Genomic DNA, 24567 nt, shown 5'->3' with positions numbered 1-24567 from the left:
ATTTTTTAAGATGTGATCTACGCTATTTTTGAAACGAGAGATTTTCTTTTTTTGTTTTACAAGCTTTAAAGTAAATTAACAATACCATACGTAGATATCCTAATTTATAATAGTCTTATATAACTATAAAGGGTGGTGTGTTAGTGAGTCAGTCTTTTACTTACCTATTGTTTAGTACTCTTGATGCTGCAGTTGTTAATGCCTTAATCCTAAAGATATATAAGCAGCCTTTATTAAGGTACAAATATAAATTGCTCATTTTATCCGTGGCATTAGCAATATGCTCATTCCTACTAAGGACGCAGATCAATTTGCCTACATGGGATTTGCCCTTGCAATATATCATACTTGTATTTTTTTACTATTCTGTGTTAGAATACAGACTTCATTATGCAGCGTTTATTATTGGATCAGGTTTGTCTGCCTATATATCCATTCAAATGATCGTTTACTATAGTTTAGCTGCTCTAGGAGTAGCTGACCAATCCGTTATATTTGCTAATACAGGTTATCCTGTTAACTCAATTCAGTTATGTTCCTTCATTATATGTGCAGCAATAGCAGTGCTCCTCAGAGCAACAGGCATGGGATTTTCATTTATTATCGTTCCACCGCATGATACATTTCGAATCAAGTATTCAGAATATAGTAATCGCATTGTAATCATCTCAGGCGTTGTATCCGCAATAACTATATTTTTGACATTAGTCATTATTATGTCTCAAAATTACATACTTCTCATGATGCTTTCATTAGCAAGCTTCGGAATTGCTTACTTTTTATCTGATCAGGGGGATGATGAAAGTGTTAGAGAGTCTTTCGAGGAATATTGCAAGAACCTTGAAGAAAAACAATCCTGACAGTGAAGTAGATATAGAAGTGCTTGAATACGGTATTGCGATGACTATAAATCAATACGGAGTAATTTTAATTACAATTACAATAGGTGCCATTTTTGGACAGCTTATGGAGTCAGTTTTAGCTTTCGTGGGATTAGCGACTATCCGAAGCTTTTCAGGTGGCATTCATTTTTCATCATTAACTGTGTGTATGATCATGACTTCACTATTCTGTGTGATCGTACCTGTAATACCGTTATCTAAAACGGCTGTAGTTATAGTAACGATGATATCTATGTTGATATTTCTTTTGCGTGCTCCAAATTGGTTTGAAGAGATTGCTGTGCATAAAAATGGTACAATATATAAATGCTTGGCAGTATTCATTGTTAGCATCAATTTAGTAGTACAGTCGACCATCTTAGCAATTGTTTTCTTTGTACAAGCTCTAACCATTTTACCGAAAGGAGGTGTTAAGGATGAGAAAAAAGATTGAAATGTTTCTAATGAATCGAATGGAGACAAGAGCTGAAAAGCAATCAATGAAACCAAAAATCGTTTTCGGTGCTAAGAAGCTCCCGGAAGCATTAAAAAAAGATGTAAAGTAAGAAGGCCGACTACATATGTTGATGGAACTCGGACATTTAAATCGCAGTTTTGATATAACTGCCACGGTTTAAAATCCTGCCATCAGTATTGAAAATTATTTTTCCTTAAATGCCGCTCCTTTAGAGAAGCTGCGTCAGTATCTTATTTGATAGGAAGAGGTTACCAACCAGCTATTGTTCATCAGATAGTGGAATCTTGGTGGCATAGATGATGTTTCTTGTAGCACCCTAACCGGTGCTTTTTCTTATGTCTAAAATAGATCAAGTCGTGAACATTAAAAAATTCGCACCTTGACAAGCCTTTGGTGGAGATATTTTTACAAGCTAGGTAACTAAGGTTGATACAGCTACTGGATAGATTAGTATAGGATTCGTTGAGCCAGCACTTATATAAAAATATGAGGTTACTGCAAGAACTAAGAGTGTAGAGGAATAAATAGGAAGAAAATACAAAATTCTATATACACTATAAGTAATGTGATGGTATTATCTAGGAGAGAGTTGGGAAAACAACTCTACTACATAAAAAGGTGGAAAAGGACTATGAGGATTAAGAAAATGGTTTCTGTTCTTTTTGCATCCATGTTGTTACTGACAATGACACAACCGGCAATCGCTGCAGATGTATCAACTAATGTTGTCGGAATTGGAGATACGAGAGATAATGCATTAACGTTAATTTCTAATCAACCTTATGATCTTTTCATTGCAAATGCATCAGATGTTGATTGGTATAAGTGGACAAATAATAGTGGCAAAGATCGCTGGATCCTCTTGGATTTAAGATCAAATGGTGGACAAACTTCGCTTGATTTAGCTGCTCAAATAAAGTACACCGAAACGAGAGAATCCACATTGCTGTATGCAGAACCAACAAAACCAGGTTCTGAGTTTCCTGCAATCATAAGGAATTTATATGTTCCTCAAGGTGCAACTTTATATGTCAGAGCAAGTGCTAACAAGTTTGTTACTCAGGAACAATATAGATTAAACTTCATTATGTACGATGTTTAGAATTCGAAAATTTTATGTCGGGGGAACGGGATATTATGAAGCATAAAAGATTTGTAACATCAATTCTTGCATTTGTATTTATGTTGGTATTTGCAACAAGCGTATTTGCAGCTAAGGGCATAGGGGATACTCAAGAATCTGCAATCACTATCTTCCCCAAGAACGCTGTAAATTTATACATCGAGGGTAACACTGACAAGGACTGGTTTATATGGACTAATAACACGGGTAAAATGCAGAGATTTGTTGCATGGATTCAGCCAAAGGATGATTGGAATAATTTTAGATTAGCTTTAAAAATTCAGTATATCGATAATACAAGCACGGGATTAATGTATGCAAATTATAACATTGGACCACATCAATTTATTGAAAACATATACATTCCTAATGGAGCAAAGTTATATTTACTTGTAGAGAAAGTAAATCATTCACTGACTCAATATTCGCTTAATTTCGATGTAAATGATATATAACATGAATTAAGCCGCTGATAATCAGCGGCTTTTGTTTCTAGCATATCATTGTGATGCGACTCTAAGATATGAGTTTGTTGGAATTATGTTTTATTGGAAAATAGAACATTTCTCTTATATTGAACATTTTGCAATTGATTCTAACATGCGTGGGAATGATCTAGGATCTCGCTGCTTATAAGAATTTTTGGAAGAACAAAGCCTTTTGATTTTGAAAATTGATCCAACGATAGATTCAATTTCAATCCGATATAAAAACTTTTACATGATACTAGGTTTTCTACAATAGAACAGTAGTTGACACGTTATAATAATGCATCAAAGAATGTACTTCCAAATGCATTGTTACCAGAAAGTAAAGAACAAGCTGTTCTCATTCTGATTTTACGACTTCATGTCGCGGATATAACTATTTTTCTTGAAATGTCCTCCTTTTACATGCTTCAGATGGGCAACGATCATGAAAGACACGATGACTAGCAAGAACCAGGAGCTGAATTTCCCCCACTTCACAAGATTCCAACCGTTAACTTGATGAGGATAATACCATGCACCCAAAAATGTCCCGATGTTTTCTGCAACCCATATAAAAAATCCGATTAGAGCAAACGACAGCACAAGTGGCATACGACGTGTCACGCCCAATACCGTATACTCGACGTACGTTCTAAAAAAGATGACGAATAGCAAGAGCATTAATACCCAACGTAAATCATAAATAAAGTGATGGGTCATGAAATTAAAATATATGGCCAACCCTAGCGGTATCGTATACCAAGGTGTGGGATATCGATATACCTTGACCTGTAGTCGTCGCCATGCTTGACATAAGTAACTCGCCACACTCCCGTACATAAATCCGCTGTATAAAGGTACACCGAATATTTTTGTCCAGCCTTCTTGAGGGTAAGCCCAAGAACCCATATGGACTTTGTATATTTCGAGCATAAGTCCAATCAAATGAAAGACGCAAATTACCTTTAATTCGTCGAACGTTTCGATCCCAAGTCGAATCATAATAATCTGTGCAATTATGCAAACAAACAACAAGAAATCATAGCGATGCATGAAAGGGATGTCAACGGTTTTCGTAAGTGCCAGCATTGCAAAAATAAAAGCGGGGAATAAGCAAGACAGCGCTTGCTGCCAGCCAAAATAAATGAATGACCTAAGTTTAAAAAATTTTCCCATTCGATTCTCCTACATTGATTATCGTATTAATCGGTTGATGAACAAGCACCATGTAATTCGTTAGGTACAATCATAATTAGGAATATACTATTAGTCAATAAATAATTATTGAAAAACAATAAAATAATAATATGCCGACTCAAATGAATTAATGATTTCTATAGATATTGTAACGAAGGGAAGAGGGCGAAAAGTAAGTTAATCTTCAATCCGGTATAACGATTGTACTGAGCTTATTTTTGAAAATATTGTCTTGAGGGGGATAGTGGAGATGGAAGCAAAATAAAATGCCTCGTTTAACCAGCTAATGAAGTGGAAACGAGGCATTTCTGTTTGTATTAATGAAAATCACGGAACAAACCAATAACTTTGCCTAGAATAGTTACGTGTTGTAAGCGAATCGGCTCATAAGTTGGATTTTCAGGCTGCAAGCGGATATGATCCTTTTCTCGATAGAATGTCTTAACCGTCGCTTCATCATCTTCGGTCATCGCAACGACGATATCTCCGTTGTTCGCTGTCTGCTGTTGACGTACGATGACATAGTCGCCATTATGTATACCGGCCTCAATCATACTATTCCCCATGACCGATAGCATGAATACATTTTCATCGTCTCCAACCATGTGCAAAGGCAGTGGGAAGTAATCTTCGATGTTCTCTGTTGCGGTAATCGGTTCACCCGCAGTTACTTTACCAACTACCGGCACACGCGCAAAGGAGCGAGAAAAGTCTGCCGTGCGGTCGGACTGATCGCTAAGCAGTTCAATTGCCCGAGGCTTCGTAGGGTCACGACGAATAAAGCCCTTCTTCTCGAGACGATCAAGATGACCATGTACGGTAGAACTGGATGCTAGACCAACGGCTTCTCCTATTTCACGAACAGAAGGTGGGTAGCCCTTAGCTCGGACTTCATCACGTATAAAATCAAGGATAGCTTGTTGACGACTTGATATTTTAGACAAGGGTATCAACTCCAATGAATACTCTTTTGACAAAATTATACCACAGAACCTCCGTTCGTACAAACATAAGTTCTAAAGATTTTGAATAAAAAATAGAATATAGGCGTAATCGGATAAGAAGGAAATAAAGTATCTTTAATCATTTTTGATCATGCTGTTTTCAATGAAATGCATACAATCCCAAAAGAGTAACGAACAATAAAAGGGGAACGAGCGTTCTAAATATATGTTGACTCAAACGTGTGTTCGTGTTAAATTTGAAATATTAAATAATAGAACAAGTGTTTGGGAGTGATCATTTATGATGTATACAACGTATCGTTCCATTTATAAGGTGTCGACAACAGCTTCGCAATCTGAGCAAAAGAAGCGTTTGTTTCCTTTGCGTGTGCGTTTTATGATCAGTTTAATCGTATTGTTGTTCATTACTTGTGGAAGCATTGTACAAGCACTTGGAAATGATGATGACCGTGAGGATGTTGTGAGTGGAACTGTTGTTGAACGAGTTCTTGTTCAGCCTGGAGATACGTTGTGGGAGATTGCATCAACATATAAGCCTGAGCATACGGATATTCGTGAATTTATATATGAAATTGCACAATTGAATCAGTTAACAGGTGAATTTTTGCAGGCAGGAGAAGTATTGTTGGTACCGATTCCTTGATAACAAAACAATTTTCGGAAAATTGGCTCAGATGAAACAAATATCTATACATATAAACAGTTTACGAAGGGGCTCATGGAGCCTCTTTTTTATCTATATAATGGCTTTGGAGAAGCTTGCTTGACAAGCTGGTACCTCCATGTCAAAGTAGAACATATGCTTACACACATGGAGGTACATGATGAATATTGACAAGCTTATTGCACGAATTAATGAACTGGCCCGCAAACATAAGACAGTAGGGCTGAGCGAAGCGGAAATGGAAGAGCGCGCAAAGCTGCGTGAGGAATATTTGGTACTTTTCCGTAAGCAGGTGCGTAATCAATTAGACAATATTCGCTATGTAGAGGACGAAGAAGGAACAGATAATTCCGGTACGAACGGTCTCGTTCATTAATGACTCTTCATTAATAACGATGGATTATCATTACTCGTTTACAATACAGGGGGTAGCGAATTCATGTCTCGCAGTTGGGAACGCAAAGTCCGCCAAAATAGTGCAAAATTGAACAAGCAGCGAATGAAGCAAGGCAAGCCGTCGCTGTCTGCAGGCAAGCCTGCGTATGAAGAATTTAAAGGACGCAGCTTCATCATGCCGCTCGCATTGATTGCTTTCGCCATTATGTATGCACTACTAGGCGGGATTATCACGAACAATCAATATCCAACTCTTTATTGGGTTACGATCGTATGTTATGTCGGATTGGGAATAATTTTATTCTTAAGAAGACCGTTTCTGCGTGTCGGAGCTGACGAGGTATCAACGATTCGTTGGAATCGTCTTCGTACCTTGTCTTCCAAAGATATGAAGAAGATTGCAATTCAGCCTGGATATGTGGTGATTGAACATACGGGGAAAGGTGCGAATTGGATATTCTCTCGAATGCTGAACAGATACGATACCAATGCAATGGGCGAACGACTGCGCGTCTTTGCTAATCAGCATAAGATTGAGTTCGAAGACACTTCGAAGAAAGAAGCGTCGAAATAAGTTTGCACATGTATATAATGAGAAGCTAATCTAGTCGCTGTGATGGGAGAGAGAAACATGTCTATACGTGCTGTGCTGTTCGATTTGGATGACACTCTATTATGGGATGAACGCTCTGTTGAAGAGGCCTTTGCTGCTGCTTGTGAATATGCATATGAGCGAACAGGTATTGAACCAGAGGAATTGGAGTCTTGTGTTCGTCAAGCTGCCCGCGAATTATACGCTTCTTACGAAACGTATCCTTTCACGCAGAATATCGGGATTAATCCATTTGAAGCCCTATGGGGAAAGTTTGCAGAAGGGGATCATCCTGAATTTCGATTATTAGAGCAGCTTGCACCTGCGTATCGTCGAGCAGCATGGACACAGGGACTTCAGGCAGCCGGTCGAGTTGATGAAGAACTAGGTGCAGAGTTGGCAGAACGATTTATGAGTGAACGTCGGGCCCGTTCTTATGTATATGATGAGACTTACGAGGTGCTCCGCCAATTAATAGCACAGTATCCGTTGTTGTTGCTCACGAACGGCTCACCTGACCTGCAGCAGGAAAAGTTGAATGGTGAGCGGGAACTCTTATCTTATTTTGATCATATCGTAATCTCTGGGCATCATCCGAAAGGGAAACCGGATCCAGAATTGTTCAAGCATGCGATGTCCTTGCTCGGTATAGAACCGCATGAAGGAATTATGATAGGAGACAAATTAACGACTGATATTCAAGGTGCCCAAAATGTTGGTATGCATCATGCCTGGTTGAATCGTAAAGGTCTTGAATTGTCAGGCGATGTTCATCCAGAATATACGATTACGAGCCTAACTGAAATTGAGCAAATTATTGAAGCGATCAACTCGAAGGAATCGTAAATCGTTGTAGATACAACTTCATAATCAATTGCATCGAGCAAGACTAACAAGAGCAAGCCTGTGGGAACACAGGCTTTTTCTAATGCGTTGTATGTATTTATGTGCGGTGAAAAAAGAAAATATTGAAATAAAGAATGAGGAAAAGTGTGATAAATGTCATTGGATCGTCACAGAATTACCTAAATTATAGCTCGATAGAGTCATGAGGAATTGGAGAATGCTGTATATAATGATACGATAATCCTAGCATAAATGTTGAGGAGTGAGCTTGTATGTTCAGCAACAAAAATAAATTAATTGTGCTCATAATGGCAATCGGGGCAATGCTGCTAACTGGTTGTGGAAATAGCTCGGGAAGTAGCTCATCATCAGCCGGTCATGAAGGACATGCTGGTCATGGCTCTGGTGCAATGCAAGAAGGAAATCATGAGATGCCTGCAATGATTAAGGTTGAATTACAGGTGCCGAAAGAAGTAAAGAGCAACGAAGCTGCTACAATCTCAGCTCGGGTAACGCAAGATGATAAGGCGGTAGATGACGCTGACAAAGTCGAGTTTGAATTGTGGATGGATGGAGAAGAGCATGAGATGATCGAGGGTAAGCCTGTAAAAGATGGAACTTATCAGTTCGAGAAGACATTCAAGAAAGCGGGTACCTATACCGTCATCTCTCATGTAACTGCTCGTGATATGCACTCGATGCCGAAGAAGCAGTTTACTGTAAAGTAAGGAATTTCGATAAGAAAATAAAATGATTCCTCTATAAGAAGGGGCAGCTTCATAAGATCCGAGTAAAGACAGGAACTTATGAGACTGCCCTGTTTGCATATAATGAAAGGCATTGTGAATAGACGTGAAAATCAGTTCATTTCTATAGGATTTACCTTGTAAAGGAGTTAGGCTTTTTGAAAGGTGGGATCCGTATACGGGTGCGCAATCCATCCTTCAGTCTCGATAAAGAGGCGTACCGCTACAATTTGACGATTGTCCATCAACGTGAAGTAATGTGGTTTCTCCTCTGGAACAGAGATCACATCCCCAGCTTCCAGTTCTACATCCATATAACCGACATCGTCGCTACCTTTAATAATAAATATACCATTGCCGGCAGTAATGGCTCTTACTTCATCTTCTGTGTGGGTGTGAACCTGCTCAAATTTCTTCAGCAGCTCTTCAATATTAGGAGTTGCATCGGATAAAGAAATCAAATCCCACGTTCGATAGCCTCGTCTTTCAGCCAGATCGCGGATTTCTTCTTCATACGTATCTAAAATGGCCTGCTTCTCCTTATCGGATAGCACGAACTTGTCGCGAAGAGATGGATCAAGTTTGTTCGGGTTCCAATGCTCATACAGCACACCCTGCGAAGATAGAAAAGAACGAACATTTTCTTCCCCTATAATGATTTTGTTCGTGTTTCGAATTCGTACTTGTGCCAATTTCTAATCCCCCGTTTCCCAATGCGATTTATTCATTTAATTATAGTACAGAGGAAAAGTTTGGGCAAGAAACATTTTGAAGCGAGTCGTGTATGAGTCTTTTCTAATCGGATCACATCTGCTAAACTAGGGTTTAACGTTTAAGGTAGAGGGTGGGCAGAGCGATGAAAACAAGAACGATACAGGAACAATTACATGAACGCATTCTCATTTTAGACGGTGCTATGGGCACGATGATCCAACAAGCTGACTTGAAGCCTCAAGACTTTGGAGGCGAACAATTGGATGGATGCAATGAGATGTTAGTCCTGACACGTCCAGATGTCATTTCCAGAATACACGAACAATATCTAGAAGCGGGCGCAGACATATTGGAGACAAATACGTTCGGGGCTACCCGTATCGTGCTTGCCGATTATGATATTGCTGATCGTGCACGTGAGTTGAACGTTGCCGCGGCGAAGCTGGCTGTTGAGGCAGCTGCAAAATATAGCACACCGGAATGGCCAAGATTCGTTGCTGGTGCAATGGGGCCGACGACAAAAACCTTATCTGTTACCGGTGGAGTCACATTTGATGAGTTGATTGACAGCTATTATGAACAAGCAGTTGCACTTATAGAAGCAGGTGTTCATATGCTTCTTTTAGAGACTTCTCAGGATACGTTGAACGTCAAAGCTGGCTCGATTGCGATACAGAGAGCCTTTGAATCTACAGGTATCACACTTCCGCTTATGATTTCGGGGACGATTGAACCGATGGGAACAACCCTTGCCGGTCAAAATATCGAATCGTTTTACATATCCCTAGAACATTTGAAGCCGATTTCCGTCGGATTGAACTGTGCGACAGGGCCTGAATTCATGCGTGATCACTTGCGTACCCTTGCGTCTATCGCTAATTCTGCGATCAGCTGTTACCCGAATGCGGGGCTTCCAGATGAGAATGGTCATTATCATGAATCGCCAGAATCGCTTGCTCGTAAAATCGCAACCTTTGCAGAGCAGGGCTGGTTGAATATTGCAGGCGGCTGCTGTGGAACAACACCTGAACATATTCGGGTTCTTCGAGAAACTTTGCTCGAGTATGCCCCAAGAACAACGTTTGGTGAACATCCTCCAGCTGTATCCGGTATTGAGACCGTATATGTAGAAGATGAAAGTCGTCCTTACATGGTTGGAGAACGTACCAATGTGCTTGGCTCTCGCAAGTTTAAGCGTTTAATTGCCGAAGGAAAGTTTGAAGAAGCGGCGGAGATTGCGCGTTCCCAGGTGAAAAATGGGGCACATGTCATTGACGTGTGCGTGCAGGATCCGGATCGCGATGAAGCGCACGATATTGAACAATTTCTGCAGGAAGTAGTGAAGAAGGTTAAGGCTCCGCTCGTCATCGATACGACAGATGCCAAGGTATTGGAATTGGCTTTGAAGTATTCCCAAGGGAAAGCGATTATTAACTCAGTTAACTTAGAGGACGGTCTGGAGAAATTTGACCATGTCGTGCCGCTTGTCCATCGTTATGGTGCAACCCTGGTTGTCGGCACGATCGATGAGCGCGGTCAAGCCATTACACGTGAAGGTAAATTGGAGGTGGCGAAGCGTTCCTTCGACATCCTCGTGAATAATTACGGCATTCTACCAGAAAACATTATATTTGACCCGCTCGTGTTCCCAGTTGGAACGGGGGATGAACAATACATTGGTTCGGCGAAAGAGACAATTGAAGGGATACGTCTGATTAAAGAGGCGATTCCAAAGGTACAAACGATTCTCGGGATAAGCAATATCTCGTTCGGTCTGCCTGAAGCGGGACGTGAAGTGCTTAACTCTGTATTTCTATATGAATGTACCCGCGCAGGGCTGGATTATGCGATCGTCAATACGGAGAAGGTGGAACGTTATGCATCCATCCCCGAGCACGAACGCAAACTTGCGGAAGATTTATTGTATGACACCAGCGATGAGACGCTGGCAGCATTTGTTGCCGCTTTCCGTAACCGCAAAGTAGAGAAAAAAGAAAAAACCAGCAACCTTCCACTTGATGAGCGTTTGGCATCCTATGTGGTAGAAGGTACGAAGGAAGGGCTTATTCCTGACTTGACAGCAGCGCTGCAAAAATACACTCCACTCGAAGTCATTAACGGTCCGTTAATGAAAGGGATGGAGGAAGTTGGAAGGCTGTTCAACAATAATGAACTTATCGTTGCTGAGGTGCTCCAAAGCGCAGAAGTCATGAAGGCTTCGGTCAGTTTCTTGGAGCCGCATATGGAGAAGAATGAATCTGCTGTGAAAGGGAAAATTCTACTCGCTACGGTGAAGGGCGATGTGCATGACATCGGCAAAAATCTAGTGGAAATCATCCTATCGAATAATGGATATGAAATTGTCAACTTAGGCATTAAGGTTCCACCTGATCAGTTGATCGAGGCCTATCGCAAGGAAAAGCCAGACGCAATTGGACTGTCAGGCTTGCTTGTCAAGTCAGCTCAGCAAATGGTCATAACCGCACAAGACTTGCGTACTGCTGGCATCGATGTGCCAATTCTTGTTGGTGGGGCAGCATTAACGAGAAAGTTCACGAAAAATCGAATTAGTCCGGAATATGATGGATTAGTTCTCTATGCAAAGGACGCAATGGACGGTCTTGATCTGGCCAATAAAATTATGGATTCATCGGAACGTAAGCTGCTGGTTGAGGAACTCCGCGCTCATAAGGAACGGTTGGCTCGTGAATCGGAACAGCAGTCGAACCTACCTGAGCTAACACGGGCGGTTCGTTCCAGCATTACGGAAGCCGAAGTGTACATTCCGCCTGATTTAGAGCGACATGTATTGCGCGATATTCCAATTCCACAGGTGCTTCCTTATTTGAATTTCCAGATGCTGTTGGGACATCATTTGGGATTAAAGGGCTCGGTTGAACAGTTGTTGAACAATCGTGACCCGAAGGCATTAGATTTGAAAGAGACCGTTGACCGAATTCTGGCAGAGGAAGCTCAAGCAGGTGTGCTAAAGGCGAATGCTATGTATCGCTTCTTCCCAGCCCAATCGGAAGGGGACACCATTCACATTTATAATCCTGACAATGTAGAGGAGGTGCTCCATACCTTTGCATTCCCACGGCAGCAGGTTGAGCCTTACCTGTGTCTTTCAGATTTTCTGCGAACAAAAGAGAGCGGCGTAATGGACTATGTAGGCTTCTTGGTGGTTACTGCTGGTGATGATGTTCGCGGCAAAGCGGATAAGTGGAAGGAGAAGGGAGAATACCTGAGGTCACATGCGCTGCAATCTGTTGCATTGGAGCTGGCAGAAGGGCTTGCAGAACGGATTCATCATATGATGCGTGAAGTATGGGGCTATCCTGATCCGGAACAGATGACAATGAAGGAGCGATTTGGAGCTAGATATCAAGGGATACGAGTTTCATTCGGATATCCAGCTTGTCCAAATCTCGAGGATCAAGGGCCATTATTCAAGTTAATGCAGCCGGAAGACATCGGCATTCATTTAACGGACGGGTTTATGATGGAGCCAGAGGCATCCGTGTCGGCAATGGTCTTTGCTCATCCGCAAGCACAATACTTTAACGTAGATAAGGCCTAATCTTTACATCATAAAAAAATTACTAGATGTCTGTGCAGCAGTGTGTCACACTTATGTATGGACAATAATATAAGCTCCGTATTGCTGTCAGGCAGTACGGAGCTTATTATATCTTGGTGGAGTGAGACATACTATGTGTGTAAAACATTTTAAAATATTAATGATTAAATAGATTAAATAGATTAAATAAAAGATGATATTGTTTTCGTATTTAATTACAGAAGCAAAGGAGTATGAGTATGGATATTTACTTCTTAGGAACAGGCGCTGGCATGCCGACGACTCGCCGCAATGTAAGCGGGATTGCGCTCCGATTGTATGAAGAACGCGGTTCCTTCTGGATGTTTGACTGCGGAGAGGGCACCCAGCACCAGGTGCTGCAGTCGCCATTGAAGCTAGGCAAGTGCGAGTTTATTTTTATCACTCATTTGCACGGCGATCACTTGTTTGGATTACCGGGGCTATTGTCCAGTCGCGCTTACCAAGGCGGGGTGTCTCCTTTGACCGTATTTGGTCCTGCAGGGTTACATCGATTTATACATACTGTTTTTGAATTAAGTGAGACGCACTTGCCTTATGAGCTTCATATCCAAGAGATAGAGTCTGGCGTGATTTGGGAGGATGAGCAATTTATAATTACGACACTGCCTCTTGATCACCGTGTTCCATCCTTTGGGTATCGAATTCAAGAAAAGGAAAAGCCAGGGCGTCTAGATTTAAAGCTGTTAAAGGAAAAGGAGCTGCCGCCGGGACCTTTATACGGTCAGTTGAAACGAGGGCAGGATGTCATACTTTCGAATGGGGAACGAATTCAAGCATCCTCTGTCATCGGGAAACCGATACCTGGAAAGTCTGTGGCCATACTCGGCGATACTCGTCCTTGCGAAAATGCGGTCACGCTCGCGAAAGACGTTGATATACTCGTGCACGAAGCAACCTTTATGGAAGATAAACGCGAAAATGCAAATGAATTTGGCCACAGCACGGCTCGGCAAGCAGCGCAAACCGCAGTGTCCGGAGGAGCCAAGAAGCTTGCTCTGACTCATTTTAGTTCACGATACAATGATGAACGGATGGAGGAACTTTTACAGGAAGCACGTGACGTATTTGAAAATACGGTTCTTGCCGATGAGCATGCGATCGTTACAACATCTTAATATCACATCAATGCTGCGTTAACGCTTACTCGATACGCTATCCATAACCGAGTTGTTGTAAGGGCAATTGCCTAGGCAATTGCACGAGAGCAACAGAGATGTTAAAGGAGGGGTTATGGATGGATACTGCGAGTCATTTGCTGCTTGGCGCTTCTTTGGCAGGGGCTGCTTGTGTACATCCTCAGGTTGCGGAGCGTCCTAGTTTGTTCTTCGCGGTTCTGACGGCTACACTCATTTCTTCACATGCGCCCGATTTCGATGCCATAACACGATTTCGCAGCTATACAGCCTATTTGCGTCACCATCGAGGCATTACGCATGCTGTCCCAGCATGGTTTGTATGGCCAATAGCCATTGCTCTGCCGGTTTCAATGTTGTTTGCAGTGTGGGGAGATTGGCCGATCGTTATGCTGTATTCATGGCTTGCAGTTATGATCCATGTTGGGCTTGACTGGTTGAATGCATATGGTGTTCAAGCAGCCAAACCTTTCTCATCCAAATGGCATCATGCAGATGTATTATGCTTATTCGATCCATTTCTATTTGCCATTCATCTCGTCGGGATTATAAGTTGGTTCTGGATGACACGGGCGGATGCAGCATGGTTATTCCTATTGGGATATTTGGTGTCCGTATTATATATCATATGGCGATGGAGGGTGCATCAGCGATTGCAGAGCCGACTGAAGGAGCAGTTTTCAAGTGGAATTCATCATCAGCTTATTCCTGAGGTCACTTGGCTGAGCTGGCAATATGTTGTGGAGTATGAGCAACATTATGAAACAGGTTGGATTCGGCATCGCAGCCCATTGCGGGTTTTATCAGACGTGTCCTTTGATAAGCACTGCCTGTACACTAAAAACTTCATTGATGATCATGTGTTGGAGCATGCAAGAACAACCGATGGAGTACGGGCATTCCTTGGATTTGCTGAGCATGTCATTGTAAGCTCACAGCGTTGGCGTAACGGGTATAAGATTATATGGCATGATGTTCGATTTTGGCATCGAAAAGGTCTTCCATTCGGCGTTGAGGTAGAGTTGGATGAGCAGCTTCGCGTTGTCAATACGAAAGTAGGCTGGAGTAAGAGGGAGTGGGAGCCTCCTTATGTATAAACAGGATTGTATTGCGCAATATTCGCACAAGAAAGGTAAATCAGAAACGTGAATCCCCGTGTCATATGTGCGTGAATACCTGTCCCTAATCAAGCGGAGCGATCCGTTTTTTTTCTTTTGCATCAAGATATCGTTGGGGTCTATGATGTTGTGAAATGCCCCCTGAAAGAGGCAAGTCCTCATTATAGTTTCCCGGGAAAGCGCAGAACCTGACAAATAGTTTATCAGGGGACAGGTATACATCAAGGACTGTCCGCAATCGACAGCTTCTACCATCATTCTGCGTCGAATCAGCGCATTATAGTGCCGTGTTTCCACTCTTGCCAGCCATGAAATGGTTCTTTACAATGTAGAAATAAGTTTCTCATTTCCCAACGCACTTTTTTAAGTATGAAGCACCTAATTCGTTGCTCAAATCAAGGAAGGTGGATTCATTATGAACACTCTTGGATTTACGATCGTAGGCTTCGGCAATATTGCCAAAACACATATGACTGCACTGCGAACGCTGCCGATCATTAAGCAGCTTCCTGTAACACCTGTATTGAATACACTCGTTACCCGTCGTCCTGAACAAACATTAGAGCAGGCACGGCAAATTGGATTTGCTCACGTAACCTCCTCCTTGGAGGAAGCTTTGCAATATAACGGGACTGAAGCAATAAGCATCTGTACACCGAATGCGCTACATGCTGAGCAGGTACGATTGGCGGTTCAATATAATCAAGCTATTTATTGTGAGAAACCTGTAACGGAAAGTGCTGCGTCCACAGCGCAATTGCTGCCAGATGTCCCATCAACGCTTACGCAGCAGTTAGCCTTTGTCTATCGGTATCACCCTGCTGTCATGCGGATTAAAGCTTGGCTTAACGAAGGAATTATCGGAGATGTGCTCCAGTGCAGACTGGCTTATTTGCGTTCGGGTTATTTAAGTGATGTCCGTCCATACAGCTGGCGAGTAAATGACTCGTTGTCTGGTGGAGGAGCAATTATCGATTTAGGTGTTCATGCACTGGATTTGCTGCGCCATTGGTTTGGTGAATTGAAGAGTATAGAAGGCAGTACAGAAACTTTTATTAAAAGTCGGAGAGCAGGTAATGGCAAAGACGAACGAGTAGCTGTTAATGTTGATGACTGGGCAATGATGAACTATGAAACAGTTCAAGGCGTACAAGGTATTGTTGAGGTATCCCGTATTGCCTATGGTGATGATGCGTTTCGTGTGCATATCATTGGGACGAAAGGCAGTATTACATGTAATTTGGAATCGGATAAGAAGCCTCAGCTTCATCTCATAAACGGTCGACACGAATCTGCTCCTGAACCTGACTCGCTTTCGCTGCTTCCTGATGAGAAGACAACGATGGGGATTTTCCAAGACAGCCATTTCGCTTCGCTTCACCATTTCATTCTGCGCCACAATGGAGATCAGCGTTGGAACGAGCTGGCTCCAACATTAGAAGATGGGCTTGTTGTCGAGCGCTTGGTAGCTCATGTGATTCAATCTTCGGAAGCACGGGAGCAGCGGTAATGATTTATGAGGAGATTGGTGTTTTTGTTTAGCTGCCTATTGTATGGGTGAGTGCAAATGAACTCATTCTGCCTTGCCAAGTATGGCTCCCGTTCCTATTCATGGGAATGACGGGAGTTGTTCTTTTTACATTAGTTTATGCGCTCTGAACACATCTTGGAATTTCACCTTGCGGGTCGGATTTCGGTTCAGCGTTGTTGTCCTCAATTTATTGGCATCGGAATTGTTGGTCTGATGAGACTCTGTCCTTTTGGCTCGGAATTGCGTATACTAGCATTGGCTCTATTGAGTTGACAATAATAATGCTATGAAACAGAAGTGTAAAATTTGTTGGCGGCACGCAGACCAAAGTTTTCTTGAAATTTGAATCCGTTGTTTACTGGATATTGCATGCTTTTTATTAGGAAAGCTAATGAGTGCTTATTATGATGTTGATCGTGCTTGTAGATGTGCTGTTATTTAGAATGGCCGGCATGCTTCAAGCTGGGAAGGAACGTGTGTAAGAATGAAAAATGGAATCCGGCGCAGAAATCAATATGCGCTCATAGATTTGGATGGAACGATGTATCATGGAACTTCTCCGATTGAGGGAGCGGACAAGCTAATAGAGACCCTTCGGAGTATGGATATTCCTTATCTGTTTGTAACGAACAATTCAACACGGACACCTGAAGAAGTGGCGGTTCACCTGCAGCAATTTGGTATATCGGCTGTTGCTGAAGATGTTCTCACCTCTGCTCAGGCGGCTGCATCGTATATTAAGAAGAGATATTCGGATAGACTGGTATTCATGATAGGCGAGTACGGATTGCAGAGGGCGCTGGAGGATGTCGGGATTTCTTGGACGGAGCAAGCGGAAGAAGTATGGGGCTCTGATGTTGGAGTTGTCGTTCAAGGCCTGGATCGAAATGTGACCTACGCCAAGCTGGAAGCAGCGGCTTGTGCCGTTCGAGAAGGCGCAGTATCGATCTTAACCAATCCAGATGTCATGCTGCCTTCGGATCGCGGTTTTTCCCCGGGGGCTGGTACGATCGGAGCGGCAATCCAGTCGGCTTCAGGCGTAGAGCCTGTCGTAATAGGCAAACCAAGTGCCATCATTATGGATGAGGCTATGAAACGGCTGGGATGTACGGCGCAAAACGCAATTGTAATTGGAGACAACATGATGACGGATATTCTTGCCGGCGCTAATGCAGGCTGCCGTACAGCACTTACTTATACGGGGGTTACTACACCCGATAATTATGAATCATTTTGTGCGCGTGCCGGTGTGAAGCCTGACATGGTCTTTCATAACATGGAGCAGGTACGTAAATGGTTCATGAAGGAAATGTTATAATAAATAGCCTATATGATTAATGATATTAAAATAAAAGAGAGAACATACATGGTGATCATGTAATGTGAAATTAGGAAGGAAGATGCGAGATGCCGGAAATTCCAGTTATGGAACGATACCGCAAACAGCTAGATCAGCTGGTTACCGGAGAACGCATTCGCAGCCTGCGTGTACAACGTGAGTCTTGGCTGAATACGGATCTCCATAGCTTGACCAATGGATTAGTGGGAAGACAAATTTTATTTATTGAACGCAAAGGGACGGATTTGATTTGGCATCTTGATGATGGCCGACGACTTGTTCTTCAGATTGGAGCTGGGAGTCGTCTAGAGATCGTTTCTACGTTACAGGCAGTTGCTCATGGAGTAGTGGGCCATTCTTCTGCAGAAGCGGATCAAGTGCATGATGTGTCCCACTCACAGTTTGCCGTCATCACTGATCATGCAGCGATGGCAATTTTCGGGGCGCGTAACTGTCATATCATGTGGTTAACAGCGAAGCAGGTAGAGGATATGCAGCTTGAGTTGGGCCCAGATCCACTATCTCGCCATTTGACACCAGAGCGTTTCAGTCAGCGATTCGCAAAGCGCCGCACCACTTTGAAGTCTGCACTTACCAATCCGAACATTATCGCTGGTATTGGAAACCACTTAGCGGATGATATTGTTTTTGCTGCAGGAATTCTTCCTACAGTACGCACGGAAAAGCTGAAAGAAGAGCATTGGAATCGGGTATTCTTTGCAATGCTTGATGTATTGCATCATGCAATTGAACATGAAAATGATATGGATTTACAAATATCTTCTAAACTACATGAGAAGTCCTATGCAGGGGAAGCAATGGACATCTCCATTCATGGCAAGACGGGAGAGCCTTGTCCGAAATGCGGCACGCCGATTGAAGTCACGTTGATACAACGTCGCCCTTCAAACTTCTGTCCGAAATGTCAGATAGATCCTACGGCAGATGGCCACGAAAACGAATAAAAATAGCCACGCTGCGCGTGCATACGGTTGTCATTTGCCATTACGGGGAGGATATGCGCACGCAGCGCAATTGGCTATACAACTGCAGCATGCGGTGGGTGTTCGCAGCTATCAGTATTTCAGTAAAAATCCGAGGGGCTTATCGGTAAAGAGTGGATATGAGACAGATGCACAAGCTGCACGTGATATTTGTCAGCAGCACGGCATCGAATCTATTGCCCATACGCCGTATCCAACGAATTTAGCTGTAGATGCAGCTCGCTCACCTGAGAAATTTCAACTAACAGTTCAATCGCTGCTCAACGATCTAATGATTGCGGAAGCATGCGGATCAGTTGGAATTGTGGTTCATTTTGGTTCATATAAGGGAGGGGCAGGTACACCTGCCACTGATACAGAGAAGCTGCACAGCTACGAAAATATAATTGTCACGTTAAACACCGTCCTTTCTGTGTGGAATGGTCGTGCCAAGCTGCTGCTTGAAAATCAGGCAGGTAATCATGGCGGGTTAGGAGCAACATTTGAAGAGCTAGTAAGCATCCGACGATTAAGTAATTATCCCGATAAAATCGGCTTCTGCTTTGATACCTGTCATGCTTATGCAAGTGGGCTATGGAATCCTTCTGCTACCAATGAGATGCTCGAGGCTGGAAGTTGTCACGACTATTGGAATCATGTTCAAGCTGTCCATCTGAATGATTCTCGGGAGACCTATGGCTCCAAACAGGATCGTCATGCGAATCTTGGACAGGGGTATATTGGGGCAGATGGCATTGCAGAGTTGCTTAGATCGAAGGAGCTGGAACACTGCATGTTCGTGCTGGAAACGCCTGGTGACCCGTCAGGGGGGCATGGACAAGAATGGATGTTTATTCAAAACATTTTGCAGCCGAATGGATAAAATTGTGGTTTGAGCATAATGCACCTTACACTTGAACAGACATCAGAGTAATGTAAGGAAGTGATGAAAGATGATACATGTATTTTTGGATGATTACCGTCGCTGTCCAGAAGGCTTTGTGCTAGCTCGCAATGCGGAGGAGTGTCTACTTCTATTGGAGCATGAGCAAGTAGGAATCCTGTCCTTGGATCATGACTTGGGAGCCGACGAGAAAACGGGAACAGACCTTGTTCGAGAGATAGTCTTGCGCGGTCTTTATCCGCAGACAGCGATCTATTTGCATACGTCGAGCGTACTTGGCAGACAGCGAATGTTCGAGATGCTTTTCGCGAATAAGCCTGAGCATGTTCAGCTTAGCAATGGGCCGATGCCAGATTCATTGCTGACGCAGATACGAGAAAATATGATATGATATTGATCCCAGACAAGCAGTTGAAGGCAGCACAGGCGCAATCTGTGAGTTTGTCTGCTGTAGAGCTGTTTTTTAAGCAATGGGATGCGGTATTTATACATAGTCCATTTTGTGGAACATGCCAGTTAGCCTCTCGAATGCTTGAAATTGTGGAAGCGACGAACCCAAATTTGGAAATTGCGGCTGTCAATGTTGGCTCTATTCCTTTATGGGTGAGTACTCTGCAAATTGAAAGTGTCCCTTGCCTGTTGGTATGGGATAATCGTAGTGATACAGGCATCGTGGACAAAATATATGCTTTTCATTCTGTATCATTCCTTTATGAGCGTCTGAAGAGTGGGAAAATAGATAGTTAATGACGTATATGAATGCTCTATAGTTAACAAAATGAAATGGAAACAGCTGAAGTAAGCCCGCTTGATTCAGCATTTGGAGGTTGCACTGCTTGGAATTATTACATCCGATACAAATAGACACAAATTACGAACAAGGATCACACTGGATTGTTACATCCAACCACGGCTATATCGCATATGCGCAGGAAGAATGGCGAAGAAGATTTGGCCAGTTGAAGAGTCGTATGCTCGTCTCCGGTGAAATTGCTTTGATGGAATTGCCAGTAGATCGAAGTGAAGTATTCCACGTGATGGAGTCAGAACCGGCGATATTTATCCGATATTTACAGCCAGTTGATCTTGCCGTTGATGTTCAGGCGCTGCAAAGCGATCAAGAACATACATTAGACTGTTTGCTCGACCAATTGATGAAATCTGTAGATGGCTCAATCACAAATCTTCGTGTAGGGGTTCATGTGCGATCCAGTACGGCGGGCGAATCCTTGGATAAAGAACTTCGTGATGCGCTGCGATCTGCAGTTGAACGCAAGGGCGCATCTGTCGCGATCCAGGATCCAGAGCGCATTGTAGCTTTGTTCATTCATGATGGGGCTGTATATGCAGGGCTCATGACTCCGGAGCAGGCTGGTTCGGATTGGCCTGGCGGTACAATACGTTTCCGGCGTGAGGAGGGACAAGTGTCCCGTGCTAAGTTTAAGCTTTTGGAAGCAGAACGTACCTTTGGGCTGGACTTTGCGGCGTACCGTAATGCGCTTGATATTGGTGCTGCACCAGGCGGTTGGACGAGCCTTTTGCTGGAACGGGGCATTCAGGTTACTGCTGTTGATCCGGCAGCAATGCATCCTAGCTTGATTGAACACCCGAATTTAACATATTATAAGAGCAATGCTGGGGATGTTGCGCTGGAACCTGGCGAATTTGATTTGCTCGTGTGCGATATGAGCTGGAGCCCTAAGGTTACTGCTCAACTTGTGATTGGCTTGTTGGATTCGGTTGTGCAAGGCGGTACTGTTATTGTTACGGTAAAGTTGATGCATAAGAAGCCGCTGCAGACGATACGTGAAGTGAAGGAGATGTTTATGGAGCATCTTCATATTATTCGTGCAAAGCAATTGTTCCATAATCGTGACGAAATCACCCTGTACATGATGAAGATGTAGCTTATACTCGGACAGTGAAGTATGGCAAAGTCCAGCATAGTTCTAAAAAAGACTAGACAACTGCATGGATATGGCATAAAATAACAACAAATGAATACGAGCGAAGGGAAGCACCCTGATTGATACGAACCGGTAGGTTCGTCAATCAGGGTGCTTTTTTTGTCGCCTGGGGGGATTTTATGGCGCAATCCATTACGGCCCATTTGCAGGCTGGATATTTGTTGTACGACAGATATCGTATCGTTCGTTTACTCGGAACAGGAGGAATGAGCGTTGTATATTTAGCCAATGATGAGCGTTTAATCGGTAAGCAGTGGGCGATTAAGGAGTCGAGACCCGCAGCTCAGGACGTGCGACAGCTCGTTCATGAGGCATCGATACTAACCACGCTTCGTCATCCTCACTTGCCGCTAATCGTTGATTTTTATCCACCAGATACAAGCGGTAGAGCTTACCTGGTAATGGAGTATATCGAAGGGCATACGATAGCAGATCGGTTGCGAATAAAGCCGCTAAGTTTTGAAGAATCGATACGTATCGTTCTCCCGGTATGTGAGGCACTTTCCTATTTGCATCAACAGAATCCACCGGTGGTGTTCCGCGATGTAAAGCCATCTAATATTATGCTGGCGAAGGATGGGCAAGTGAAGCTCATTGATTTTGGTATAGCGAGAAATGTAAATCCACTATCGGAACAAGATACTGTGAAGCTGGGGACAGTTGGATTTGCAGCTCCAGAGCAGTATCGGGGACAACAGACAGATGCGAGAACAGATCTATATGGGGTTGGCGCGCTCGTTAGCCATATGCTTACTGGTGGTGCATGGAAGGGGGAACGGCCGTTAACGGCTTCGATGCTTGCAAAGGACGTACCGGAGAACATGTTTGGGATACTTACACGACTGCTTGCGAAGCTGCCAGAGGAGCGTTATCAATCTGCTGATGAGTTGATTGAGGACTTAAGGAATTTATTTACAGGCCATTCGAATACATATGGTGCTGGTCTAGATGAGAGAAGTTCATGGCATCAGGCGAACGCAGGGACAGTTATCGCCTTTTGGGGAGCTGCATCAGGACTTGGAACTACGCATTCAGCACTGATGTGTGCTGCCGTACTTGCCAAGAAGAGTAGAAGTACCTTATATATCGACGCCAATTATAAGGAAGACTCCGTGATACCTTCATTAGCTTACGCCTATGAAGGGGAAGAAGAGTTGTATTTAGCAAGCGATGATTTGTTTAAGTTATTTGGGATTGACTGTATGGAGTGGAAGTTTGGTACGAGCCCTCTTCCATCTTTGCTAGGTATCTATGAATATATCGTCTTAGACCTTGGTTGTGATGATCAGGGTGAACGTATGGACGAATTCATGAGGGCACATATCCCTGTGCTTGTAGGAAGTTTAGCCCCCTGGAGAGAGAAAGATTATATAGAACTCGTCAGAGAGTTTGAGCTAAGAAGGTTCAATCGTTGGGTATTGGGTGTTCTCCAATCGGATTTTTCAATAAAAACTAGAACCAGGAAGTGGAGAGGAGCGAAAGCAACCTCATCTATTCCGATTCAGTCGGATCCGTTCGAATGTACGGAGGATACGAAGCGCTGGGTAGAACAATTAATCGGTCCGATACAACAAGGAGGGCTTGTCTCTCGCTTGCGGCGATGGATAAGCAGAAATAAAGCAGAGAGAGGAGATGTACGAAGTTGAGAAGATGGACAAGAAAGACGAAGCAGCTAATTGCAGCGTCGGTAGGTGGAGCAACGTTGGTTGGAATACTTATAGGAGGCTATCATTTTTGGGCCATGGGGCAAAATGAAGCTGAACAACTCAAGGAAACTGCTCAGTATAAAGACGAAATTACCAAGCTGCGGAAAATTGCAGATGCAGAATTGCAAAATCGCACAAGCGTCTGGATATTCAAGCAGTCGCTTCTTGCCGGCAAGCGCATTCGATCAGATGACATTGCGAGAATTGAAATATCGTCAAATCTTGCTCCGAAGCAACTGTTGAATCATCCAGATCAAATCATCGGAAAGATATTAAAGATAGATGCCGTGCCTCGAACACCAGTGATTCCAACGATGTTGTATGAAGATGAGAAGATGACTGACGATGTGCGTTGGGTGGAGACAGCGGTTATCCAGCTCCCATTGCGTCTACAAGAACGAGACATGATTGATGTGCGAATCCGGTTTCCAAATGGTCAAGACTATATCGTACTCAGCAAAAAAGAAATTAAAAGTATTCAGTATCCAACTATTTGGGCTCATTTGGACGAACAAGAAAGGCTATTATTCTCAAGTGCATGTGTAGATGCCTATTTGAACGGAGGGCAGATTTATGCTTTGCGGTACATAGAGCCTCAAATGCAAAATAAAGCTATCCCGAATTATCCGGCAAATGAATTAGTTTTGAAGTTGATTGAGTCTGACCCGAACATCGTGAAAAAGGCAGATACTGCATTAGCCCGATTAATCCGAACACGAATGGAGAAGGAATGGGAACAACAGGATGCAGCTAACGGCTCAGGTAATGGTTGGAACCATGCGCAAGCCAACCATACAGATGCTTCTTACGTTTCAGTTCATGTGGGAGCAGATGGTATTTCTAATTCAGAGAAATCACCTTTAACAGGAAGAGCCGCTGAGGCAAACCGAAATTCACCATTTGTGGGACAGCCTAGTTCCGTGCCTTCCAAAGAACTGCAACCTGCCGGCAATCAAGGCGGTTCAGTCGTAACCAATCAACACTCTGATTCGCAAAATGGTAAAAGTTCAAAGGTGCAGGAGACTGCAAAGAAGGATAACCACTCTCCTAAGGATGCTTCCAAAGAAAAAGATGCAAATACACTGAACGATGCGAATCCTGTTGCAACTGTTGGGGAATCTCCAATTGATAAAGTAAATTTCATATTCTCAGAGGCGATTCCAGGCAATACGAAGCAGTAATGAAGGGAATT

At 43.2% G+C, this 24567-nt stretch carries 25 protein-coding genes; 22 read left to right on the top strand and 3 right to left on the bottom strand.

The features are described from left to right. Nucleotides 1-143 precede the first annotated feature (143 nt). The 5 genes from ACQ5BJ_RS04675 to ACQ5BJ_RS04655 all read left to right on the top strand — a co-directional run bounded on the left by ACQ5BJ_RS04675 (nucleotide 144) and on the right by ACQ5BJ_RS04655 (nucleotide 2937). On the top strand, nucleotides 144-860 hold the full coding sequence (locus ACQ5BJ_RS04675; protein WP_163977506.1) for a hypothetical protein: 717 nt from the start codon (nucleotides 144-146) through the stop codon (nucleotides 858-860). Beyond that, nucleotides 841-1335: an accessory gene regulator B family protein gene (locus ACQ5BJ_RS04670; RefSeq protein WP_268622881.1), complete on the top strand. Its 495-nt coding sequence runs from the start codon at nucleotides 841-843 to the stop codon at nucleotides 1333-1335. Before ACQ5BJ_RS04675 ends, ACQ5BJ_RS04670 begins: the two co-directional genes overlap by 20 nt. Further along, a complete protein-coding gene (locus tag ACQ5BJ_RS04665; RefSeq protein ID WP_005549877.1) occupies nucleotides 1319-1447 on the top strand; it encodes a hypothetical protein in 129 nt (42 codons plus the stop codon). The genes ACQ5BJ_RS04670 and ACQ5BJ_RS04665 overlap by 17 nt, the downstream gene beginning before the upstream one ends. A 543-nt stretch (nucleotides 1448-1990) precedes the next feature. Beyond that, nucleotides 1991-2461, top strand: a complete 471-nt coding sequence (locus ACQ5BJ_RS04660; RefSeq protein WP_005549878.1) for a hypothetical protein — start codon at nucleotides 1991-1993, stop codon at nucleotides 2459-2461. Between the two features lie 35 nt (nucleotides 2462-2496). Further along, nucleotides 2497-2937 carry a hypothetical protein gene (locus tag ACQ5BJ_RS04655; protein WP_005549879.1) on the top strand — a complete coding sequence of 147 codons (441 nt, stop codon included), beginning with the start codon at nucleotides 2497-2499 and terminating at the stop codon, nucleotides 2935-2937. Nucleotides 2938-3321: 384 nt separating this feature from the next. Here the strand turns inward: ACQ5BJ_RS04655 and ACQ5BJ_RS04650 are convergent, their stop codons facing one another. Together ACQ5BJ_RS04650 and lexA are read right to left on the bottom strand one after the other, a co-directional pair. Further along, on the bottom strand, nucleotides 3322-4128 hold the full coding sequence (locus ACQ5BJ_RS04650) for a DUF817 domain-containing protein (protein WP_268599469.1): 807 nt from the start codon (nucleotides 4126-4128) through the stop codon (nucleotides 3322-3324). 338 nt (nucleotides 4129-4466) lie between these two features. Next, nucleotides 4467-5093, bottom strand: coding sequence for a transcriptional repressor LexA (gene lexA, locus ACQ5BJ_RS04645; RefSeq protein WP_005549881.1), 627 nt, complete (start codon nucleotides 5091-5093; stop codon nucleotides 4467-4469). A 301-nt stretch (nucleotides 5094-5394) separates the two neighbouring features. Here lexA and ACQ5BJ_RS04640 point away from each other — a divergent pair, with 301 nt between their 5' ends. The 5 genes from ACQ5BJ_RS04640 to ACQ5BJ_RS04620 all read left to right on the top strand — a co-directional run bounded on the left by ACQ5BJ_RS04640 (nucleotide 5395) and on the right by ACQ5BJ_RS04620 (nucleotide 8340). Then, entirely contained in the window at nucleotides 5395-5757 is a 363-nt protein-coding gene (locus tag ACQ5BJ_RS04640) for a LysM peptidoglycan-binding domain-containing protein (protein ID WP_268599470.1), read from the top strand. Between the two features lie 181 nt (nucleotides 5758-5938). Continuing rightward, nucleotides 5939-6154 carry a DUF896 domain-containing protein gene (locus ACQ5BJ_RS04635; protein WP_005549883.1) on the top strand — a complete coding sequence of 72 codons (216 nt, stop codon included), beginning with the start codon at nucleotides 5939-5941 and terminating at the stop codon, nucleotides 6152-6154. Between the two features lie 63 nt (nucleotides 6155-6217). Continuing rightward, complete coding sequence (locus ACQ5BJ_RS04630; protein WP_005549884.1) at nucleotides 6218-6748, top strand: hypothetical protein; 531 nt, start codon at nucleotides 6218-6220, stop codon at nucleotides 6746-6748. Between the two features lie 57 nt (nucleotides 6749-6805). After that, nucleotides 6806-7612, top strand: coding sequence for an HAD family hydrolase (locus ACQ5BJ_RS04625; protein ID WP_163977499.1), 807 nt, complete (start codon nucleotides 6806-6808; stop codon nucleotides 7610-7612). Between the two features lie 272 nt (nucleotides 7613-7884). Next, nucleotides 7885-8340, top strand: a complete 456-nt coding sequence (locus ACQ5BJ_RS04620) for a FixH family protein (protein ID WP_005549886.1) — start codon at nucleotides 7885-7887, stop codon at nucleotides 8338-8340. 167 nt (nucleotides 8341-8507) lie between these two features. Here ACQ5BJ_RS04620 and ACQ5BJ_RS04615 read toward each other — a convergent pair whose 3' ends face one another. Further along, entirely contained in the window at nucleotides 8508-9050 is a 543-nt protein-coding gene (locus tag ACQ5BJ_RS04615; protein WP_005549888.1) for a 1,2-dihydroxy-3-keto-5-methylthiopentene dioxygenase, read from the bottom strand. Nucleotides 9051-9214: 164 nt separating this feature from the next. Between ACQ5BJ_RS04615 and metH the strand changes: the two genes are divergently transcribed. The 12 genes from metH (at nucleotide 9215) to ACQ5BJ_RS04555 (ending at nucleotide 24556) form a co-directional block, all read left to right on the top strand. Further along, the gene (gene metH, locus ACQ5BJ_RS04610) at nucleotides 9215-12652 is read left to right on the top strand and encodes a methionine synthase (RefSeq protein WP_268622886.1); all 3438 of its coding nucleotides are present in this window, start codon (nucleotides 9215-9217) and stop codon (nucleotides 12650-12652) included. A gap of 239 nt (nucleotides 12653-12891) precedes the next feature. Then, nucleotides 12892-13809 carry a ribonuclease Z gene (rnz, locus tag ACQ5BJ_RS04605; RefSeq protein ID WP_268599474.1) on the top strand — a complete coding sequence of 306 codons (918 nt, stop codon included), beginning with the start codon at nucleotides 12892-12894 and terminating at the stop codon, nucleotides 13807-13809. Between the two features lie 119 nt (nucleotides 13810-13928). After that, nucleotides 13929-14924, top strand: a complete 996-nt coding sequence (locus tag ACQ5BJ_RS04600; RefSeq protein WP_430108826.1) for a metal-dependent hydrolase — start codon at nucleotides 13929-13931, stop codon at nucleotides 14922-14924. 436 nt (nucleotides 14925-15360) lie between these two features. After that, nucleotides 15361-16455: a Gfo/Idh/MocA family protein gene (locus tag ACQ5BJ_RS04595; RefSeq protein ID WP_430108824.1), complete on the top strand. Its 1095-nt coding sequence runs from the start codon at nucleotides 15361-15363 to the stop codon at nucleotides 16453-16455. A 505-nt stretch (nucleotides 16456-16960) separates the two neighbouring features. Continuing rightward, nucleotides 16961-17794, top strand: coding sequence for a TIGR01457 family HAD-type hydrolase (locus ACQ5BJ_RS04590; RefSeq protein WP_268599477.1), 834 nt, complete (start codon nucleotides 16961-16963; stop codon nucleotides 17792-17794). A gap of 89 nt (nucleotides 17795-17883) precedes the next feature. Further along, complete coding sequence (locus ACQ5BJ_RS04585) at nucleotides 17884-18780, top strand: DNA-formamidopyrimidine glycosylase family protein (RefSeq protein ID WP_430108821.1); 897 nt, start codon at nucleotides 17884-17886, stop codon at nucleotides 18778-18780. After that, nucleotides 18761-19681: a deoxyribonuclease IV gene (locus ACQ5BJ_RS04580; RefSeq protein ID WP_430108818.1), complete on the top strand. Its 921-nt coding sequence runs from the start codon at nucleotides 18761-18763 to the stop codon at nucleotides 19679-19681. Before ACQ5BJ_RS04585 ends, ACQ5BJ_RS04580 begins: the two co-directional genes overlap by 20 nt. Before the next feature lie 70 nt (nucleotides 19682-19751). Then, nucleotides 19752-20093, top strand: a complete 342-nt coding sequence (locus tag ACQ5BJ_RS04575; protein WP_430108815.1) for a cyclic-phosphate processing receiver domain-containing protein — start codon at nucleotides 19752-19754, stop codon at nucleotides 20091-20093. Beyond that, a complete protein-coding gene (locus ACQ5BJ_RS04570; protein ID WP_197267967.1) occupies nucleotides 20090-20449 on the top strand; it encodes a thioredoxin family protein in 360 nt (119 codons plus the stop codon). Before ACQ5BJ_RS04575 ends, ACQ5BJ_RS04570 begins: the two co-directional genes overlap by 4 nt. 89 nt (nucleotides 20450-20538) lie before the next feature. Next, nucleotides 20539-21609, top strand: coding sequence for an SAM-dependent methyltransferase (locus ACQ5BJ_RS04565; protein WP_268599479.1), 1071 nt, complete (start codon nucleotides 20539-20541; stop codon nucleotides 21607-21609). Between the two features lie 179 nt (nucleotides 21610-21788). Then, nucleotides 21789-23315, top strand: coding sequence for a serine/threonine protein kinase (locus ACQ5BJ_RS04560; RefSeq protein WP_268599480.1), 1527 nt, complete (start codon nucleotides 21789-21791; stop codon nucleotides 23313-23315). After that, complete coding sequence (locus tag ACQ5BJ_RS04555) at nucleotides 23312-24556, top strand: SAF domain-containing protein (protein WP_289355748.1); 1245 nt, start codon at nucleotides 23312-23314, stop codon at nucleotides 24554-24556. Before ACQ5BJ_RS04560 ends, ACQ5BJ_RS04555 begins: the two co-directional genes overlap by 4 nt. Nucleotides 24557-24567: the final 11 nt, after the last annotated feature.

The sequence above is a fragment of the Paenibacillus sp. B1-35 genome (genome assembly GCF_050474385.1).
GTDB classification, from domain to species: Bacteria; Bacillota; Bacilli; order Paenibacillales; family Paenibacillaceae; genus Paenibacillus_B; species Paenibacillus_B alvei.
Note: the sequence above shows the minus strand (reverse complement) of the source record. Positions and strands in the feature narration are given on the sequence as shown.